The 19,699-nt window shown below is 61.8% G+C and carries 14 protein-coding genes; 5 read left to right on the top strand and 9 right to left on the bottom strand.

Going from position 1 to position 19,699, the window contains the following annotated elements:
* Positions 1–291 precede the first annotated feature (291 nt).
* The 5 genes from ACTJKF_RS00325 to ACTJKF_RS00305 all read right to left on the bottom strand — a co-directional run bounded on the left by ACTJKF_RS00325 (position 292) and on the right by ACTJKF_RS00305 (position 8,108).
* Positions 292–1,260 carry a WD40/YVTN/BNR-like repeat-containing protein gene (locus ACTJKF_RS00325; RefSeq protein ID WP_440621553.1) on the bottom strand — a complete coding sequence of 323 codons (969 nt, stop codon included), beginning with the start codon at positions 1,258–1,260 and terminating at the stop codon, positions 292–294.
* 19 nt (positions 1,261–1,279) lie between these two features.
* Positions 1,280–3,628, bottom strand: a complete 2,349-nt coding sequence (locus ACTJKF_RS00320) for an efflux RND transporter permease subunit (protein ID WP_440621552.1) — start codon at positions 3,626–3,628, stop codon at positions 1,280–1,282.
* Positions 3,629–3,686: 58 nt separating this feature from the next.
* Positions 3,687–5,393, bottom strand: coding sequence for a DUF1302 domain-containing protein (locus tag ACTJKF_RS00315; protein WP_440621551.1), 1,707 nt, complete (start codon positions 5,391–5,393; stop codon positions 3,687–3,689).
* Between the two features lie 16 nt (positions 5,394–5,409).
* Positions 5,410–6,729 carry a DUF1329 domain-containing protein gene (locus ACTJKF_RS00310; protein WP_440621550.1) on the bottom strand — a complete coding sequence of 440 codons (1,320 nt, stop codon included), beginning with the start codon at positions 6,727–6,729 and terminating at the stop codon, positions 5,410–5,412.
* Positions 6,730–7,127: 398 nt separating this feature from the next.
* Entirely contained in the window at positions 7,128–8,108 is a 981-nt protein-coding gene (locus tag ACTJKF_RS00305; RefSeq protein ID WP_440621549.1) for an aminotransferase class IV, read from the bottom strand.
* Positions 8,109–8,523: 415 nt separating this feature from the next.
* Here ACTJKF_RS00305 and ACTJKF_RS00300 point away from each other — a divergent pair, with 415 nt between their 5' ends.
* On the top strand, positions 8,524–9,984 hold the full coding sequence (locus ACTJKF_RS00300) for an aldehyde dehydrogenase family protein (protein ID WP_440621548.1): 1,461 nt from the start codon (positions 8,524–8,526) through the stop codon (positions 9,982–9,984).
* A 175-nt stretch (positions 9,985–10,159) separates the two neighbouring features.
* Here ACTJKF_RS00300 and ACTJKF_RS00295 read toward each other — a convergent pair whose 3' ends face one another.
* Both ACTJKF_RS00295 and ACTJKF_RS00290 read right to left on the bottom strand, forming a co-directional pair.
* Positions 10,160–10,759 (bottom strand): TetR/AcrR family transcriptional regulator, encoded by a 600-nt coding sequence (locus tag ACTJKF_RS00295; RefSeq protein WP_440621547.1) that lies wholly within the window; start codon positions 10,757–10,759, stop codon positions 10,160–10,162.
* 593 nt (positions 10,760–11,352) lie between these two features.
* A complete protein-coding gene (locus tag ACTJKF_RS00290) occupies positions 11,353–11,982 on the bottom strand; it encodes a TetR/AcrR family transcriptional regulator (RefSeq protein WP_440621546.1) in 630 nt (209 codons plus the stop codon).
* Between the two features lie 432 nt (positions 11,983–12,414).
* On the opposite strand from ACTJKF_RS00290, the gene ACTJKF_RS00285 reads away from it, so the two are divergent.
* The 4 genes from ACTJKF_RS00285 (at position 12,415) to ACTJKF_RS00270 (ending at position 16,403) form a co-directional block, all read left to right on the top strand.
* A complete protein-coding gene (locus tag ACTJKF_RS00285) occupies positions 12,415–13,272 on the top strand; it encodes an NAD(P)-dependent oxidoreductase (protein ID WP_440621545.1) in 858 nt (285 codons plus the stop codon).
* 21 nt (positions 13,273–13,293) lie between these two features.
* On the top strand, positions 13,294–14,172 hold the full coding sequence (locus ACTJKF_RS00280) for a phytanoyl-CoA dioxygenase family protein (RefSeq protein WP_440621544.1): 879 nt from the start codon (positions 13,294–13,296) through the stop codon (positions 14,170–14,172).
* 191 nt (positions 14,173–14,363) lie between these two features.
* A complete protein-coding gene (locus tag ACTJKF_RS00275; RefSeq protein WP_440621543.1) occupies positions 14,364–15,512 on the top strand; it encodes an MFS transporter in 1,149 nt (382 codons plus the stop codon).
* 201 nt (positions 15,513–15,713) lie between these two features.
* Entirely contained in the window at positions 15,714–16,403 is a 690-nt protein-coding gene (locus ACTJKF_RS00270; RefSeq protein ID WP_440621819.1) for a hypothetical protein, read from the top strand.
* A gap of 111 nt (positions 16,404–16,514) precedes the next feature.
* On the opposite strand, the gene ACTJKF_RS00265 is transcribed toward ACTJKF_RS00270, so the two are convergent.
* Positions 16,515–17,894, bottom strand: a complete 1,380-nt coding sequence (locus tag ACTJKF_RS00265) for an aminotransferase class III-fold pyridoxal phosphate-dependent enzyme (RefSeq protein ID WP_440621542.1) — start codon at positions 17,892–17,894, stop codon at positions 16,515–16,517.
* A 606-nt stretch (positions 17,895–18,500) separates the two neighbouring features.
* Entirely contained in the window at positions 18,501–19,685 is a 1,185-nt protein-coding gene (locus ACTJKF_RS00260; protein ID WP_440621541.1) for an acetyl-CoA C-acyltransferase, read from the bottom strand.
* Positions 19,686–19,699: the final 14 nt, after the last annotated feature.

The following is a 19,699-nucleotide window of genomic DNA, read 5'->3' as shown; positions in this document are numbered from 1 at the left end:
AATACGATGGCCGCGATGATATCGGGCGTCGGGGAGTGTGCTCGGCGTCGGCGACCATCGTCGAAAACCGGGCCGACGGGAGGGCAGGGCGCTGTTCGACCCATCAGCGGTACGCTTTGCGCGGCATGTGGACGGCACTTCGCCTACATGCCGCTTCTTCATCCGGCTCTTCTTGTGCCCACGACACGAGCACCAGGTCGCGCGATGGCCATACCGGCCGCAGCCGGTCAGGACGACTTCGGCGCAGCGGGCCNCCCGCTGCGCCGATCGGACATCGAGGACATCGAGTCGTTACCGCGAGATCGCCCCGTCGCGAGAGAAGACCAGCCATCTGTCGCCAGGCGCCGCAAGCGCGGCCGTATAGGTCGTCCCGGTCTCGGTATGCAGACGCTTGAATGTCTTTCCGTCGTCGGCGCTTTGCGCCTGCAACCCGTCGACACCCACGGCCAGCACGGTCGAGCCGCGGGACGCGAGTGCGGTGATCGAATTCCGGGTATCGAGTGTCGCGCGTGACCAGGTATGGCCGTTGTCGTCGCTTCGCATCAACGTGCCGCGCAGTCCGCCGACCAGCAGCACACCGTCGGGCAGCGCGACGCCGCACCAGAACGAGCCTTTGTAACCGGTCTCGATCGTCTTCCACGTATTGCCCTTGTCCTTCGACACGAGGAGTTGACCCTTCTCGGCGGTCGCGAAGATGTCGCCGTTGCCGTTCGAAAAAATGCCGAACAGGTTCAGGTCCGACTTCTTGCCGTTCGGAAGAACGGGCTCCTTCTTCGTCCAGGTCTTGCCGCCGTCGTCGGTGACGAGAATCAGCGACCAGAGCCCGACGGCCACGCCGTGGTTCGCATCGACGAAGTGAACGCCGAAGAGCGGACGATCCTCGGTCGTCGCGAGCCGCTGTACCTGCCAGGTCTCGCCGCCGTCGGCGGTCTTCAGGATCGCGCCCCAGTGGCCGACAGCCCAGCCCGTGTTGGCGTCGATGAAGCTGACCGACGTCAGCGTCGAACTCACGGGCACCGCCTTGGCCTGACGATACGTCGCGCCGCGGTTGTCGGACAGCAGGATGATGCCGTTCGCACCGACACTCACCACCCGCTGCCCGGCCCACGTTGCATCCAGCACGGCCGACTGCGTCGCGATGCTCGACTGGACGGCCGGAACGGGCTTGAGTTCGGGTGCGGATACTGCGCATTGCATGCCGCCAAGCAGTGTTGCGCCGACGACGATACCGGCCGAAATGGCGCGCATCTTGTGATTCATGATCAAGGAATCCTCTTCTTCAATGGGCGAGCAGGCCGGGTGCGCGCGCGGGCCGGCGTCTCGGGAACAGGCGCTCGAGCCACACGGCGAAGGCAGGCAGCACAGTCATGGCCATGACCATATTGACGATGAACATGAATGCCAGGAGCTTGCCCATGTCCGCCTGGAACTTGAGTTCCGAGAACGACCAGGTGGCGACGCCGATCGCGAGCGTGATCGCCGTGAAGATGGTCGCCGTGCCGATCTCGAGGATCGACTGTTCGAGCGCCTTGACGATTTCCACGCCGTTGGCGAGATGCAGTTGCAGCCGGTTGTAGATATAGAACGCGTAATCGACGCCGATGCCCACCGCGAGCACCATGACCGGCAACGTCGCGACGGTCAGGCCGATCTGCAGCTCCTTCATGAACCAGTACCCGATGAACGTGCCGATCGTCAGCGGCAGGCAGCAGGCGAGGACGGCGCGCAGGTCGCGATACGTGACGAGGACGAGCAACACGATGGTCGCGTACACGTAAAGCATCATCGGCAGCTCGCTGCGCTCGATTTCGTCGTTGACCGCGGCGAGCACGCCGGCGTTTCCGGACGCGAGCCGGATCTTCACGCCAGGCAGCTTGTTCGTGTCGCGGAAATGCTTCGCGGCGGCGATCACCTGATTGATCGTCGTTGCCTTGTGGTCGGCCAGATAGATGTTCACCGCGGTCATGCTGCAGTCCTTGCGCATGACGCCCGGCGTGCGGGCCACCTCGCCGGCCAGCGACGCATAGTTGTCGGGGTCGATCGGAATCGCCGACATCTTCGGGTTGCCTTCGTTGTACCCCTCGTTGTATTGACGCAGCAACGAAGAAAACGAAACGACCGACAATACGCCGGGAACGGCACGCATCGACCATACGAAGCGGTCCTGATACGCACCGATCTCCACGTTGTTGCACGACTGCGGCGGCGCTTCGAAGACGATGGACATCCAGTCCAGGCCGACGTCATAGCTCGATGCGATCGAAACCGAGTCCTTGTTGAAGCGGGCATCCGCGCGCAGCTCCGGCGCGCCTGCCTGCAGGGTGCCGACTACGCGATCCCGGCTTTCCCAGGCGGCCACGCAGAAGACCACGACGGCGGCCAGCAGGATGATCGCCGCATTGCGGGGGACGGCGACTTTCGCGAGCACGCGCAGCACGCGGCCACGGCGGGCGGCCTGCAGCTCGGCATGCTTCGCATAGTCGGGATCGACCTTGAGCAGGGACACGGCCAATGGAAGCATGACCAGATTCGTGACGATCTTGTACGCGACGCCGAGCGAAGCGGTGATCGCGAGCTCGCGGACCATCGGAATCGGGATCAGGATCAGCGTGACGAACGAGACGAAGGCGGTCACCAACGCGAGCGTTCCGGGAATCAGGAGTCCACTGAAGCTGGATCGGGCGGCTTGCTCGACCGACTTCCCGTGCGAGATCTCGCGAACGATGAAGTTGATCTGCTGGACGCCGTGTGAAACACCGATCGCGAACACGAGGAACGGCACCAGCACGCCCAACGGGTCGAGCCCATAGCCGAGCAGATGCAGCGTGCCGAACTGCCACACGAGCGAGACGAGCGAGCAGGTGAGCGGCAGAATCGTCAGGCGGACGGAGCGGCAGTACCAGTAGACGGCCAATGCGGTCAGGAGCAGGGCAATCGCGCAGAACTTCAGTACCGACGATGCACCGTTTGCGATATCGCCGATCTGTTTCGCGAAGCCGATGATCTGGATCTCGTAGTTCGAATCCTCGAACCTCGATCGCAATTGCGACTCGAGCGCGCGGTCGAATGCGACGTAGTCGATTCGCTCGCCTTTCGCATCCAGCTCGTTGAGGTCCGCGGTGACCATCGCACTGGTCTGGTCGCGAGACACGAGATTGCCGACGAAGCCGCCCTGCGCAGTCGAGCGCGAAATCGCACTGATCGTGTTGCCGTCGAGTTGATCCGGCGTCACGGTGCCGGGAATGAGCGGGTCGGCCCTGAAGCCGTCTTCGGTGATCTCGTTGACGAATGAATTGGGCGTCCAGAGCGATTGAACGCTGCTGCGCGATACGTTCGGCAAGAACGTGACCGCCTGCGTGACGTCGTAGAGCCGCTTCAACGCGGCGGGCGTCCAGATGCTGCCGTGGCGCGCCTTGACGACGACGATCAGGCGGTTGGCCCCGAGCAGGTCGCCGCGATACTGGTTGAAGGTTTCCGTGTATTCGTGGCCGATGGGAAGCTGCTTCTCGAATCCCGCATCCATGCGAAGCTTCACGGCGAAGCAGGCCATGACGACCGTGAACAGAACCAGGAGTCCCAGAACGAGCCGCCTGTGACCGAACAGCGCATTTTCCAGAAAATGAAGCATCCTCAGCAGCTTGCCGGGTCGGGCTGCGTCGGAAACAGGCGTTTGATTCATATTGACCTCAGAAATTTCGAGATGCGACGATGGCCACGAAGTCCCTGTCACGTAGCGGGTTGGCCAGCGGGTTGGTCGGGCCCATGAAGCGCGTGTAGTTCAAGCCGACCTGCCAGTTCGCCGGGTTCTGTATGAAATTCACATACAGGTTCATCGCCGTCACGCCGCGCATGAACTGGGCGTTCACGTTCGGCGTATTGCCGAACAGGCCGTACCGCACGTAGATGCCCGGATTGACCTGCCACCCGGGAATGACGGTGCCGTCATAGACCCAGTTGAAATCGACGTCGATCCCGCCGGAGTATTTCGTTCCTTGTGCACTGCCTGGCGAGTTGAGTGCGCCGGTCGCGAACAGATCGTTGAATTCGTTCCCCCACAGAAGCGCACCGGGAGAAATCGGCGACCCGCCATAGCTCTTGTGAAGCCCGGGATAGGCAATGATCACCGTCTCGGTCGTCAACGTGGCGGTCTGGGCGCCGAGCAGCTTGAGGAATGCGCCGGAATTGCCCGGCTGGAACGAGTAGAGGGTCGTCAGATGCCACTGGAAACGCTTCTCGTCGACCCAGCAGTTCCCGCCTTGCGCGACGCATCCGCTGGCCGGATTCAGTGGAACGGCGTCGCGCGGACGGTACGACAGTTCCGTGCCGATTGCCCAGTCGCCCACCGGGAAGTTCGCGCTGACACCGATCATGTGGCGGTCTTCAGGAAACCTGAAGACGGTTCCACCGGTTGAACTCAGCGACACTTGCGGGAACTTGTCGTGGTACGCGATCGTATAGAAGCCCAGATTCAGATCCGTTCCGGCGGGCTGATAGCGGATGGAGAAACCGTACTGCCCGCCGTTCTTCGGATGCACGGTCGCCACGCCATACGCGTTGTTGCCGGGCCCGACGATCTGGTTGGACCAGTAGCTGCCGACCGGGGGCAGATAGTTCTGGTTCCAGTTGCTCTGGATGTACCCTTCGACGTTCACGCCGTGACCGAGGCCGGATGCGACGCTCAGTATCGGCGCCGGCAGGATGATTTCCTTGACCTGCGCGCCGGGTTGGGATGCGCGATTCACGTCGATCGCATTCGTCGCGTTGATCCCGCCGACTTCCCAGATGCTTTCGCCCCAGCTGACGACCTGGTTACCCACGCGGATGCGCGCGATCTGGTCGCCGACGTTGAACTGCTTGCTGACCCACAGGTCGAGCAAGCGCGGCTTGAAGCGGATGTTCTTCTCGGCGTCGGACGAGAGCCCGCCGCTCAGGTTCGGCGCAGGATTGTAGAAGAGATCCTGCCCGCTGGTCGCGCCCGACGTGCGGGTGCCGGAGTAGTCGTATTGCCAGGTGCCGCGCGCCATGAACGTCAGCCCCTGGGAGGGCATTTTCAGGAGCAACTCGTGGTTGCCCTTGAGATAGCTGGTGAACGGATCGCCCTTCTTGTAGTTGATGTCGCCTTGATCGGAGAGCCCGCTCAATTGACCGAGCCGGCCACCACCGGTCCGTGCACCGGTGGCCGCGTCATAGGTCGGCGAGACGAGATTGCTGCTCGGCGATGCGGTTCGAACGCCGACGCCCGCGGACAGCGTCGAATCGAAACTGCCTTCGACATTGCCGATCGTGAAAGTGAAGGCGTGCGCGCTGCCGCACCCGAGGGCGACGAGCGCCGCGATCGCGGCGCGCACGAGCGCCACACTGGAGCGGGGCTGAAATGAGGAGGAGCTGGCCATTTTGTGTCGGTACCTGTCAACGCTCGCTCAACGCGCGAAGATTGTCGGCGTTGTAGAAGCTCGGCTTGTAGTGTTGGTCCGCCGACGAGTCGACCGACCACTTCGCGTCCCGCCCGGCCGCGAGCATCGAACCGTCCACGAGGTACCGGCCATCGACGAGGTTGTATTGAGCGAAGGCGAGCGTGTCGCAGCTTCCCGTCTCGTACACCGGAATGATGTAACCCTCGCGGACTTTCGAGATGTTGCCCTGCGCGTCGTAGTCCACCGCGCCGAGATAGTTCCAGCTGTCTTCATCGATGTAGAAGAGACGCTTCGGCGCGGTATGGCGCATACCCTGCTTGACCGTGGCCTCCACGACCCACACGCGGTGAAGTTCGTAGCGGCGCTTCGACGGATTCACGAAGTCGGGGCCGTACGCGTTTTCGAATTTGTCGGAGAAGTCGTACATGCCCAGGTCGTTGTAGGTAACGATCATTTCCTTCTTGCCGAGCAACTTCCACGAGAATCGGTCCGTCTGTCCGGAGAAGACCAACGCTTCGTCCATGTTGTATTGGTTGTCGAAGCCGATCTGCGGTGCGTCGTAGGCGTACGACGGCATGCGGCGGGTACGGCGCTGCCCCGGGAAGTAGTAGAAGACTTCGGTCGGCTTGCCGGCGTAGGTCGTGAAGATCGCGGCCTGGCCGGCAATGGCGGCGGGCGACTTGTACGCGTAGTACGCGTAGCCTTCGACCTGGTTGACCTTCGCGAACGTCGTGCCGGACTTGTCGCCCCACGGCTGGTAGATCCACGCGTCCGACACGTTCTTGATCCAGTCGGATGCACCCTTGCGCGGCGAGACGACGGTAATGATGTCGCCCATCTCGACGCCGGCGCCGCGGTAATGCAGCTTCGCGTTCCACATCACTTCCGCGCCGGTCTTGGGCGAGGGGAACGGATAGCCGGGCAGGCGGGCATCGGCGAGTTCCGAGCCGTCCGCGGACATCTTGGCGAAGCCCACGTTGTTCTTCGTGTTCTCCGCGACGAAATCCGGGACGCCGCAGGTGCGCCGCGACGCATAGACCGGCATCGTGAAGCCCTTCAGGTTCTTCAACAATGCAATCTGGCCCGGATTGAGCTTGTCCGCGTACTTGTCGACATTGCTGGCGTCGATCGTGTACAACGGCTTGTCGGACTTGTATTTGAAGAAATCCAGGCGGCGCTTGCCGAACGTCCAGCCGGGCCCCACGTTGCCGACCGGCGCCCATGCGGGAATTCCGCTTGCGGTGCCGGCGATCTCGGCCCCGGACGGCGTATGAGACGAGTCCAACCCTTCCGCAAACGCGCTGGTCAAAGTCATCGCGACCGCAGACGCGAGAAGTGACGATTTCGCTGCCGATCGAACGAGCGAAGCGGATTTTTTGAAAGAATGCGTCTTGACCACATCAATCTCCTTGACCTTGAACAGGTAACGTGCGCCCGTCAAAAGGGTTGGGCATGGGCGAATGCATGCGAACGTGGCGATTCCCGTCGCAATTGATTCGTCATGCGAAATATATAAACGTGCGTTTTACTGTCTTTCGTATGAACCAACCGGCCCGTTCATCGGTGTTGCGTCGGTGTCCGGGTTGTCCGGCGCACCTGATGATGGGCCGGACGGTGCGTACTGCATGCAACTGATCTTCACTTGCCGAAGCCGGATGCGGCCTGTTCGACCGGATCGGCTCCGTGCGCGTGCGACCTGCGAGTGGCTTCGGCTTATGCCGGAACCGACGAGAAGTATTCGGCCGGCTGCGCGTGCCATCCTGCCCAACGCTTCTCCCAATACAGGTTGTGAATCTTCTCGGAGATCGGGCCGGGGCCGTTGCGGTTGCCGAGCGGTTGATCGTCGACGGCGCTGACGGGCATGATTCCGCCCGCGGACGACGACGTGAACGCTTCATCGGCTTCACGCAACTGGGTCGCGGTGTATGTGCCGATGTTCACCTTGAGGCCGAGTTCGGCGGCGATGTCGAAGACGCTCTGGCGCGTGATACCCAACAGGCAGCCTTCGGCGGGCGTATGGAGCTCCCCGTTCTTGATGAAGAAGATGTTCGCGCCGGCTGCTTCGGTGAGATTGTCGTGTTCATCGACGAGAACGGCCCAGTCCTTTTCCTGCGTCATCGCTTCGAACAGCGCGAGCTTCATGTCCATCCAGTGGAAGTTTTTGGCCGTCGGGTCGACCGCTTTCGCCGAGATGCGGTTGTAGCGTTTGCTGATCAGCAGGTTCGAGCCGCGCGTGCGGACTTCGTCGTCAGCCTGGAAGAAAAACGGCACCGCGAATGCAAACATTGCGTTCTTCATCGCGCTGCGGTCGCGGCGGTCGACACTCAGCGGGCCGCGGGTGACGCACCACCACACGTAGGCGTCTTTCAGGCCGGCATTGCGCACGAGGTTGTGCAGGATTTCACGGACCTGGTCGCGATTGAACGGATTCTCGAGGAAGAACTTCGCGGCCGACTCTTCCATGCGGTTCAGGTGATCGTCGAGCCGGAAGAAGTTGCCTCGCGAGACGGTGACGACATCGTAGGCGGCGTCGGCATGCAGGAATCCGGCGTCGACGAGCGGGACGGTCGCTTCCGTGATGGGGACATAGTTGCCGTCGCAGAAAGCGCTGCCGTCTGCGTAGCGCGGTTCATGCGGCGCGCGAGCATGCAACGGGTTCTCATGCATGATCTGCTGGACTTGGATGATTGCCATGATATTTACCTTTCGCTCCCGTGGGAGAGGTGCCGTTCGGCGTTGATGTCAGAAAGCGACCGGATCTCGGTGCGCTAGTTTGCGGATGGCTTGCTGCCTGGCCATCCGGCTGAAAGTCTGCCACATGACTTGATCAAATGACCGTGTAGTAGAAAAGTATTGCTCGAAAAATGCCTTGTCGATGAAGGTTAACCCTCTGTGATGTTCGACCGACACGCGAGCGGCGGGCAGGCTTCAACACGCCGTTCCGCAAACGTGCAACGAGCGTCTTACCGCGCCTCGTTTTTGGCAATGCTGATTACTACGTAGTCGTGTGACTTGGACAAATGATCAAAAAGCACGTTAGTATCGATCGTCCCGGGCGATTCCGACGACTGACGGCGTGCCCCGAGACCAACTGACATGGAGTGAGCTGATGGCGATTTTTGAAGCAGATCATCTCCGCCGGGCGTTCATCGGCGGGCGATGGGTGGAGCCGGTGAACGGGGGTGTCGAACAGGAAATCATCGATCCGGCAACGGGCGAAGTCTCCGGCGTTTTGCTGTTCTCCGACGAAGCGGACGTGGAGCGGGCTGCGAAGGCGGCGAGCGATGCCTTCGCCACGTTCTCGAACACGCCGCTGGTCGAGCGGCTCGAGATGCTCGAGGCCGTGATCGGTGCATACACCGAGCGGTTGCAGGATATGGCAGACGCAATCACGCTCGAGATGGGCGCGCCGATGGATGCCATTTCCCGTCCGCTCCAGGCGGCGCTTGGGCTCTGGCACCTTCATACGACGCTGGAAGTCGCGCGGCAATACCCGTTCGATCGCATCCAGCGCACATCGCGGATCGTGAAGGAGCCGGTAGGGGTGTGCGGGTTGATCACGCCGTGGAACTGGCCGATGAACCAGGTGATGTGCAAGGTCGCGCCGGCGCTGGTGGCGGGTTGCACGATCGTGTTGAAGCCCAGCCAGAATGCCCCGTATTCGGCCATCGTGCTCGCCGAGATCCTCGAGCAGGCCGGGGTGCCGCCCGGTGTCTTCAATCTCGTGCAGGGCTCGGGGCAACGCCTGGGGCGGGCCATCGCTTCCAGTCCACTCATCGACATGGTGTCGCTGACGGGTTCGACGAGCGCCGGCGTGGAGGTTGCACAGGCCGCGGCGACGACGATCAAGCGGGTGACGCTGGAGCTCGGCGGAAAATCGGCGAACATCATTCTGGACAGCGAAAACTTCGAGCAAGGCGTCACGCATGGCGTGCTGCAGATGATGGCCAATTCCGGCCAGACCTGTACCGCACCGTCACGCATGCTGGTGCCGGTACATCGCCTCGACGAGGCGGAAAGGATTGCAGCGGCTGCGTGCGCGCAGGTCGTGGTCGGCGATCCGCGCGATCCGCGCACGACGATGGGCCCCGTGGCCAACCGGCGCCAGCATCGCAAGGTTCAGGAGATGATCCAGGCGGGTATCGACGAGGGCGCGCTGCTCTTGTCGGGCGGGCTCGGCAACCCGCCGGGGCTCGAACGAGGCTACTTCGTCAAGCCGACCATCTTCAGCCGCGTGAATAATCGCATGAGGATTGCGACGGAGGAGATTTTCGGCCCCGTACTGGTGATCATTCCGTATCGGGACGAAGCGGACGCCGTGGCCATCGCCAACGACTCGCCGTACGGTCTGTCCGGCTACGTCCATGGTGACTCGATCGAGCAGGCAGAACGGGTGGCGAGAAAATTGCGGACGGGCATGGTGCATTTGAACGGTGCGGCCGTCGACATCGCGGCGCCGTTCGGTGGCTACAAGCAGTCTGGCAACGGACGCGAATGGGGCTACGCCGGCATCGAGGAATTCCTCGAGACGAAATCGATGTTCGGTGCGGTGCCGGATGCGGTCAGTTGACGGGAATCGATGACGGGCGCCCACGTCGGGTGGGCGCCCCGCGGCAAGCCGCCGGTCATCCACGCAGCCGTGACGATATCGCCGGCTGCCTTCGCGCGCGGTGTTGTCCAGGCGGGCATCGTAGCGGCCCTGTCAGCGTGGTGGCTTTCCGCGCAACGACGCACCGCGCCGATTTTCAGGCTCGTGCCGCGGAGTTCGAGAAGGAGGCGGCCAACGTCTCCAGAGCCGAACTCGCGCTATCCAGGTTGGTCCGCAGCCTGCCGATATTCGGTTCGGCTTGCCAGCTGTTCAGCAATCCGTCGATCAGGATGATGCTCGTTCTGGCGACGGGTTCAATGATGTCAGGGCTGACGTGCGGCGCGTGCGTGCCGATGTACGCGATCGTCTGTTCGACACTTCGGATGTAGGTCTTCAACGCGAAGTCCGGATGATGACGTTCTGCCCACTGGATCAGTTCGGACTGCGCTCGCGCATACGATGGATGCTGAACGAGCCACTCGACCGTCTTGCGCAACTGCCATCCTGCGAGTTCGCCAAAAGACCGAAATTCACCGTGAGCGGGAGTGTGCGCCGCGAGAAGATCGAACAGGGATTCGTATACGGCATTGAACAGATCGTTCTTGGTATGAAATACGTAATGGAGCGACGCGAGGGGACAGCCTGCGGCTTCAGCAATTCGCCGCGTGGTGGCGCCCGCGACGCCGTGCGCGGCGATGACCTCTACAGCAGCGCCAACAAAATCTTGTCGCCGCAACGCAGCGCGAATTCTTGCCATTGGTAAGCTCCGGTACCCGAAAATCCTCGTCAGTGACGTCGTGAGTGTGGGCGTGTAGCGCGCATTCGTGATACGTGGTCAAGTGACCATGACGCGGGTGAATTATGTCGGCTTCTTGAAAGTTTGTCCATGGGGCGGCCCGCTTCCGGTTCCGCGAATATCCCGCTCACGTTGAAGCGCTGGCTGGAATCGTATTCAGTTGACTTGATCATTTGACCAATAAAACGTTACGCAGGCGGCCATTTGCTGTCGATGGAGGTAAACCCGTGCGCGCGTGGCGCCGCAACGCAGGCTCGACGCTCGCCTGTCATGTCACGTTTCCATGAGAATCGAAGCGAGAGGGGTGGGGGGGCTTGTGTGGAATGCCTGCGGTGCTGGTAATTGTCGGCGCGCTTATCCGCGCCCGGCCCGGCGCGCGGGCAATGATTCCGCAAGACACCCTTGAGCAAGGCTTGCGTGCGGGCGCGGCAGCGCATGGCGTGACACTGGCGGCATCATGCGCCGCACGTCGCGGGCAGGCGCCGAAGAGACGATGCGAACCTCGCGGCAGCGAGGTTGTCGGGGAGAGCGTGCCTCGGCGAGGCGGCAGAAGCTTACTGCTTTCGCGCCGTCTTGCGAGCGGCCTTCGCAGCGGGGCGAGCATCCGAAAGTGTTGTCGCATAGGCGGCCAGCATCTTGCTCGCGTGGTCGACATCGGTCGCCAGGCGCTTCGCGTCTTCCTGGGCAAACCATGAAAAAAGCAGCCCGTCGATCAGGACAATGGTCAGCCGCGCGATGGCATCCAGCGCCTTGGCATCGGGGCGCGGCTCGGCGGTGGAAAGGTTGGCGCGCGCGCCTTCCAGCGCGATACGCAGGGCCCCGACGGCCACGTCGGGCTGATGTCTCAGCGCCCACGTATACAGTTCCGACTGGGTCTTCGCGTAGGCCGGGTTGGCTTCAAACCAGGCCATCACCGAGCGCAGATTGAATTCCGCGAGGTCGGCCAGGCTGCCATGCTCGGGAGCGTCTGGGCTATCCGAGCGGATCAGGTCGATCAAGGACTCGTAGACCGCCAGTAACAGCTCGTCCTTCGAGTGGAAAACGTAGTGCAACGAAGCAAGCGGGCAACCCGCCGCTTCGGCGATGCGACGGGTCGTGGCGCCCTTCACACCATGCTCTGCAATCACCGCGACAGTCGCCGCCACGAGGTCCTGGCGGCGGACTTCAGCCCGTACTCGCTGCATAGGCCAGCGCTCCGTTTTATGTCTTTGTTCAAAGATGCTACCCGCACCGGGTAGTCGAATCGCCCGATATTAGCATGACGATGGGCGGGATTCGGAAAGCCACGCAACGCATCGTCCTGCATGGATGCTGCATCGGGTGCGGCGTGGAAAACGTGGCGCAGATCCGTGCCGGGCATGACCGCGGGGCCTCGCGCGGGGAAGCGAAGCACGGCGTCGCGATGCGGGCGCGGCGGTGCGCAGCATGGCTGCGTTGCCCCGGTCGATGCGTTCATCGCATGGCTAATGGAAACCCCGTATTCCAAATGTCATTTCGAAGCATAAGACTCGTGCCTGACGACATGGTCATTTGATCAAGTCTAATGACATTGTGGGCCGGGTTGAATGATGACTGTCTCCCGGCAACGCGATAAACGACATCGAAAGGATATGCGAATGAGCAATTTGACTGCCGTCCTCGGCCTGGGCGCGATGGGATCCGCGATCGCTGTCTCGCTGATTGGACATGGCGAGGACGTCGTCGTCTGGAACAGGAAATCCGCAAAGGCCCAACGTATCGCCGAGCTAGGTGCACGCGTGGCCGACAGTGCGACGGCTGCCTGTGCGCAGGCGGACGTGATCGTCATCGTGACCGCGACACCGGTCGACCTCGCGGCGGACTTCGAGGAACTGGGCGAGCGCCTGCAGGGAAAAACGATCGTCAACCTGGCAACGGGGCGTCCGTCCGAGGTTCTGACGCTGGGTCGAATCGTGAGTCGCACCGGCGCGAAATTCATCAGCGGAACCATCCAGTGCTTCCCGCCCGATATCGGCGGCGAGCGCGCATCCATCCTCTTCGGTGGCGATGAGAGTGTCTGGAACGAAGTGGAGCCCAGCGTTCGAAAGATCGCGCCGCAATCCATCTACGTCGGCACACGCCCCGACGTACCGAACGTGCTCGATGCCGGGTTGACGGGCACCTTCGTATTTGGTGCCGGCGCGGCCTTTCTCGAAGGTCTCCGGTTCGTGATGAATTCAGGCATCTCGATCGACGAGATTCGTGACCTGATTCCCACCTACATCGCGGGTCAGGTGCACTTCATCGAAGGCCTGTTCGAATCCGTGGCGGCCGCCGATTATCAGCCAAGGGGCGCGAACCTGGACGTCTACGCCCGAGCGGTCGACCTGTTCCGGCAGGCCCACGAAGATGCGGGACTGCCGCCACGCATCCTGAAAGCATTGCGCGAGCGCATCCTGTCATCCATCGCGGAAGGCGATGGCGACCGCGGATACGCGGCACTTTTCAATCATTGACACTTGTTGGAGGAAATCACCATGTCGTTGCAACGCCTTTCAAGCGATAGCACTCCTGAGGACCTGGCGAATGCGGTTCGACAGGATGGCGGCGCGATCGTCAAGAATTTCATCGGTTCCGACTTGCTCGCACGTATCCAGCGTACGCTCTTCGACACGCTCGAGTCGGCTCCGAACGGCGTAGACGAATACTTTGCCGGTACGCAGACGCGGCGAGTGTCGCGTCTGTTCGCACGTACCGACTGGATGGCCGAGGTCGCGTTGCATCCGCTCTACCTGGGTGCCGCGCGCAGCATTCTGCAGACGCCGATCAAGATCTGGAGCGGCGAAAACCAGATCGATATCGCACCCGATATCCAGGTGGGCGTGACGCAGGCCATTCAGATCCTGCCGGGTCAGGGCCTGCAGCCGTTGCATCGCGACGATTCCGTATGGTTGTGGCGGCACCCGAACTACGGGCGTGAAGCACGCTTCCAGGTGATGGTGGCGATATCCGACTTTACGGCGGAAAACGGCGCGACCCTGGTCATTCCGGGCAGCCACAAGTGGGATGACGAGCGCATGCCCAAGCAGGAGGAGGCCGTTTCTTCGGTCATGTCCGCCGGCGATGCACTTTTCTTCATTGGCTCGACCTATCACGGCGGCGGGAAGAACACCAGCAATGCGCCGAGAACCGGCCTGACGATGTCGTATGACCTGGCGATCCTCCGGCAGGAGGAAAACCAATATCTGACGCTGCCCATTGAACGTGTGAAGCGCTATCCGGAAGAACTGCAGCGATTGCTCGGCTGGACGTACGGCACGACGTTTGCCGGCTTTGTCGAGCGTAACGGGCAGATGTCGGACCCGAATGACCTGCTGAAAATGAAGGATTTCCTCGAGGTCGGGCATTTCGATTGACGAATGCGGTGGGTGGCGGGATATCAGCCCGGTTTTCAGATGGAAACCGGGTCATTCCATCAACCGCGCGACGCACGATTGTCGGGTGACACGAAGCAGTCGTCCAGACAATGCATTCATGGATGCGAGCTGGAGAGCGATTCGATGCGTCGACGCGATTCCGCATTCGTGCAAACGATAAGGAGTAGATCGTGAATTACGAAATCAACGGAATCCGGAGAATCGCTCTGCTCTATACCGGGGCGGTGGTCTGGACGCCAACCTACCTGCTTCCGTTCAACATTGAAGAGTCGATGTCCCGGTTCGGGCTGTCCGAAGGCAGCGCGGGGTGGCTCGCGTCCGCGGTACTTCTCTGTCTTTCACTGTCCATCGTGATCTTCGGACGACACATGGCGACGCTGAACAAGCGAACGGGCGCGCTCGTCGCGGCGGCGCTCGCCGTGCTGTCGACCTGCGCAATGTTCTCTCATGATTTTCATATCTTCGTCGCGGCAAAACTGGTTCTCGGCGTCGCGCTGGGAATCAGTTGCGTTTGCGCGTACGGCGTCATTTCACACGTCAGGCACCCGGAGAAGGTCGCCGCTCAAGTGGCTGTGGCGATGGCCGTCGTATTTTCCGCTGCGATGTACGTGGTGCCGATCGCAACTGCGAGGATCGGCAATATCGGTGTCGATGCCGTCCAGTTCGTTATCGTCGTGGCGGCGCTGTTTTTTGGCGCATTCATGCATCCTGCCGTGAACGCAGCCGAGGAAAACGTCGCGAAGGATGCCATCAAATCCAACGACGTCCGCGCGATGCTGGCAAGCGCGTTCTTCATTTACGTGTCGCAGACGGCGCTCATGGGATTCGCCGCGGAGGTGGCCGCAACCCGGGGCGTCGAAGCGGAGCAGCTCGGCATCCTGTTCATGGTCAATGCCGCGGCGCAATTGCCGGTGGGGGTCGCCGTCACCTGGTTGGGCGATCGCTTCGGCTTGTTCAAGCCGATCGCCTTCGGGCTCGCGCTGTTGATCGTATGCAGCCTGGGCATGTATTGCGTGGGCGGCCGATGGACGTTTCTCGTATCGACGGCGCTCATCAGCGCCGGTGCGACCCTGGTTGCCCCTTATATGGTGGGGGCGCTCTCGAAAATGGATGCGAGCGGGAGAAGCACCGCGACTTGTGCGTCGGCAATCAATCTTGGCCTGGCGGTAGGCCCCGCGATTGCCGGCACGGTGTTCGGCGTGGCGGGTTTGCGCGCGGTCGGCTGGCTTTCCGTTGGATTGCTGGTGGTGCCCATTTTTCTGACCAGCGTCGCGATCCGACAGCTCAAGTCGCGACATTCCCGGCCAGCGATCGCTTGACGCGAGAGTCTCGGCTGCCGTGTTGCCGGGGCAGCGCGCGCCGGCTCCTGCGCGTGCCGGCGCGGTATCGGCCGCCCGGCAGGTCGGCCGGAAACCAACGAATCCCTGTAGCGCCATTTTCGCATCGGGAGGCGATGCATCGGCTCCCGATGCGGGGCAAGCGCAAAGGAGATTCAAGTCTTGACGATCCTGGAATATTTCATGGAACCCAAATTTCTTCTTTATTGTCTTGCTGACCTCGCGTTGATCGCGACTTCACTCGTCTATGGCGTGAAACTTCTCAGGAAACGCAACGGTCTCCTCGGATTCGAGTGGCTGATCACGACGTTCTCCGCGACGAACCTGATGCTCAATGCGCTGACCGGCAAACCCGCGTTCTTCAGTGCTTCACTCTTTTGCGATGCGTTTTCCAGAGGGTTCGGCATACCGGTCATCACCATCGCGGGCATGATGGCTGTAACGCACCGGTATAAACCCTCGATCATCGTCGACGTCGTTTATGTGGTGGGCGCGCTGGCGGGAACCGTCGTTGTGTGGACGGCAGACTTCATGATTCAACCGAAGCCCTATTTCTATCTGGCGATGTGGTCCTTGTTCTCCGTGTACCTCGTGTACGTCGTCAAGAGGTTGCTGGGCGCCGGGGAGAAACGCACCGCCGCGAGCGTGACCGTCGCGCTGGTGTCCACGCAGATCATTGCGAGCCTCTACGACTTCTACCGCATACCAGGCGACAGCGATCACATGATCTTCTATATCTTCGCGTTGCTCTCGTGGTCTTACCTGTCCGTTGCGCTGTACTACGCGTATTGTGCGCTGGAGCACGCGCAGGAGCGGCAAATGGACCTCGATCGGCGCCATACCCTTGGCAGCCTGCGACGAAACCCGCTGTAGTCGCGGCGATCCCGCCGAAGTGCCTGTAGCCTTGTACCGGAAGAAGGGACGGCTACCCCAGGCAGAAGCGGGCCTTCCACCGTGGGTCGAAGGCCCGCGAAACATCAGGGATCAACGCTGCACGGTATCCAGGATATCCAGACGATTCAATGCGACCGACTTCTGCTTGAGCATGCCGAACGCCGCTTCGGTTGCCTCGAGCGTACGCGCGATGTCTTCGTCGGTGTGGCTCGCCGTGAAGAACATGTTGTGCCACGGATGGAGATAGGCGCCGTTCTTGACGACCTCCGACGCCCATGCCCGGCCGCGGGACACGAGCTCGTCGTCACCTGCGAAAAGCATCTGGGGCATGACGCTCGGACCGGTCTGCTTGAGTTCGAAGCCATGCCGTTCCGCTTGTTCGGCGATGCCGTCGCGCAATTTGTCCGCCAACCGCTTCGTGTGTTCGAGATAGTCCGTCTCTCTGACCAGGCGCAGCGTTTCGATGGCGGCGGCCATCGGGACGGCCGACAGCCAGTAGGAGCCCGTGACGAAAATGTTCGTCGCAGCCTCTCGCGCCTTGTCCGAACCCAGAACCGCGGCGATCGCATGGCCGCCGCCAATGGCCTTGCCCCAGCAGCTGAGGTCCGGTTGCACGCCCCAGTCCGACCATGAACAATCGCGGGAGAGGCGCAGCCCCGTCCGGACCTCGTCGACGACCAGAAGCGCTTCCTGTTCATCCGCGAGGCGACGGCATGCCTGCGCGTACTCGATCGACGGAAAGAACTGGTCATAGAGCACTTCGTGCCGGAATGGCGTTGCATAGATGGCAGCCACGTCACCGTCGACGCTCTTGACGGCAGCGTCGAGACTCTCGATATCGTTGTACTCGAAGTAGACGACGTGAGCGCGGTCTTCCTTGGTAATGCCCGCCGTATACGGCACGTTCCACGGGGACGCGCCATGGTACGTGCCGCGCGCAACGAGAATCTTCCGTTTGTCGCGATAGGCGCGCGAGATCACCATGGCCATCGACGTGGCATCCGATCCGTTCTTGCAGAACATCGCCCAATCGGCGTGGCTGACCTGCCGAGTGAGTGCCTCGGCAAGCTCGACCATCACCGCGCTCGGGCCCGTCGCCGTGTCGATGTTCTGCAACTGAAGGGCCGCCGCTCGCTCGATCTGCTCGTTGCCGTAGCCGAACAGATTCGTGCCGTAACCACACACGTAATCGATGTACCGGTTGCCGTCGACGTCCCAGAGATAGGTTCCCTTCGCTTTTGCAAAGTACAGCGGGAAGTCCTCCGTCAAATACTTGACGTTCTGATGACCATACATCCCGCCAGGGATGACCTTTTCGGCTCTTGCGAACCACTCGTCCTTCTTCGCCAGCCTTTCCATGCTCGACTCCTCGTCAAAGATTCGTTTCGGGAAATACCAGGTTGATATTTGGTCAAATGAATTGATCAAATGACCAAGTAGAGTATCTTGGAACGCCATTTCAACGAACATGGGCGTTTTCCACTAGCGTGCAGCGCGATGGTGGGGGAGAGGGGCGGGCAGCGGTGGCTCGCGGGCGGAACGCGGATCGATGCCGGAGGGCGACGGCCGGTGTGTCCATCTGGCGCATTCGTTCCGCTCGCCCTGGCGAAGGCCAATGCGGCGCCATGATTTCATTCATCGCGTCAGGATGGCGCGAGCGTGTGGCGCATTCCTTGAGTGTCGACGTTCACCTGGAATACTTCAGCGCGGCATGTCGATTTCGTCGGCATTTGCCGCGTGCCGGGCATCCCAGCTCGGCCTTCGAGCAGGGATGCAGTGGCGATCACGGTGGGCAGGTTGATCAGGAGCCGGCGTGTGCTTGCGCGCAACCCCGGGCCGGTATTGTCGGTCGCCCACGTGCGGCCTACTCGGTCGAGTCGTAGTGCTCGATATGGTACAGGACCAGGAGTCCCGGGCTGAGTACGAACAGTATCCCGGCGACAAGTGAGAGCAGGATGAGCAGGCGCTTCGCCATGATCAGTCTCCGTGGTTGATGACTTGAATTGGAAAGCCGGTTTTTCGCGAACATGGCGGGAACGCGATGTCATGCCCGTATGCGCGGGAAGGCAGCATGCGTCAGACCACTTCGAACAGCCCGGCGGCACCCATTCCGCCCCCCACGCACATCGATACGACGACGTAGCGTGCGCCGCGCCTTTTGCCTTCGATCAGTGCATGACCGACCATGCGCGCGCCGGTCATCCCGTACGGATGGCCGATGGAAATGCTGCCGCCGTTGACGTTGTATCGCCCGGGATCGATTCCGAGCTTCTCGCGGCAGTACAACGCCTGGCATGCAAACGCCTCGTTGAGCTCCCACAAGCCGATGTCGTCGGTTTTCAGGCCATGAAGCTTCAGAAGCTTGGGGATCGCGTAGATCGGACCGATGCCCATCTCCTCCGGCGCATTGCCGACGACGGTCATGCCCCGATAGATGCCGAGCGGCGTGGCGCCGATCTGCTGGGCGGTTGTTCCGTTCATCAGGACGCAGGCGCTTGCGCCGTCCGAAAGCTGGCTCGCGTTACCGGCCGTCACGACGCCGCCGTCAACTACCGGTGCGAGCGAGGCAAGCGATTCGAGCGTCGTGCCGGGCCGATTGCCCTCGTCCTGGGCGAGCGTGACCTCATGCCGGGACGTCTTGCCTGTCGCTTTGTCGACGACCAGCTTCTGTGTCGTGATCGGGACGATTTCGCTCGAGAAGCGGCCTGCGGCTTGTGCGGCGGCAGTGCGGAGCTGGGAGTCGAGTGCGTACTGATCCTGGACATCCCGGGAAATCTCGTACTTGCGGGAAACGAACTCGGCGGTCTCGAGCATCGGCATGTAGGCCGCCGGTTGCGCGGCCAGTACATTGGGATCCTGATCGGCGCCCGTCCACTCGAAGTAGCGCGTTTGTACCGCCGAGATGTTTTCCTGGCCGCCCGCAACGACGACCTGCATCCCGTCGCACATGATCTGCTTGGCCGCCGTCGCGATCGCCATCAGGCCGGATGCACATTGCCGGTCGAGCGTTTGCGCGGCGACGCTGGCGGGCAAACCGGCTGCCAGCACACCGTGTCGGGCGATATTGCCGCCGGCGGTCCCGGCGTTGAGGACCGAACCGATCACGGCGTCCTCGATGCGGTCCGGCTCGATGCCGGCACGCAGTACCGCATGCCTGATTGCATGCCCGAGCAGCGTGGGCGAATGCGTGGCGTTGAACGCACCGCGATATGCCTTGCCGATCGGCGTGCGTGCGGTGGAAACGATGACTGCGTCAATCATGGGGTATCCTTATG

Origin of the sequence: Burkholderia sp. 22313 (assembly GCF_052045245.1) — a bacterium.
GTDB lineage: Bacteria > Pseudomonadota > Gammaproteobacteria > Burkholderiales > Burkholderiaceae > Burkholderia.
Note: the sequence above shows the minus strand (reverse complement) of the source record. Positions and strands in the feature narration are given on the sequence as shown.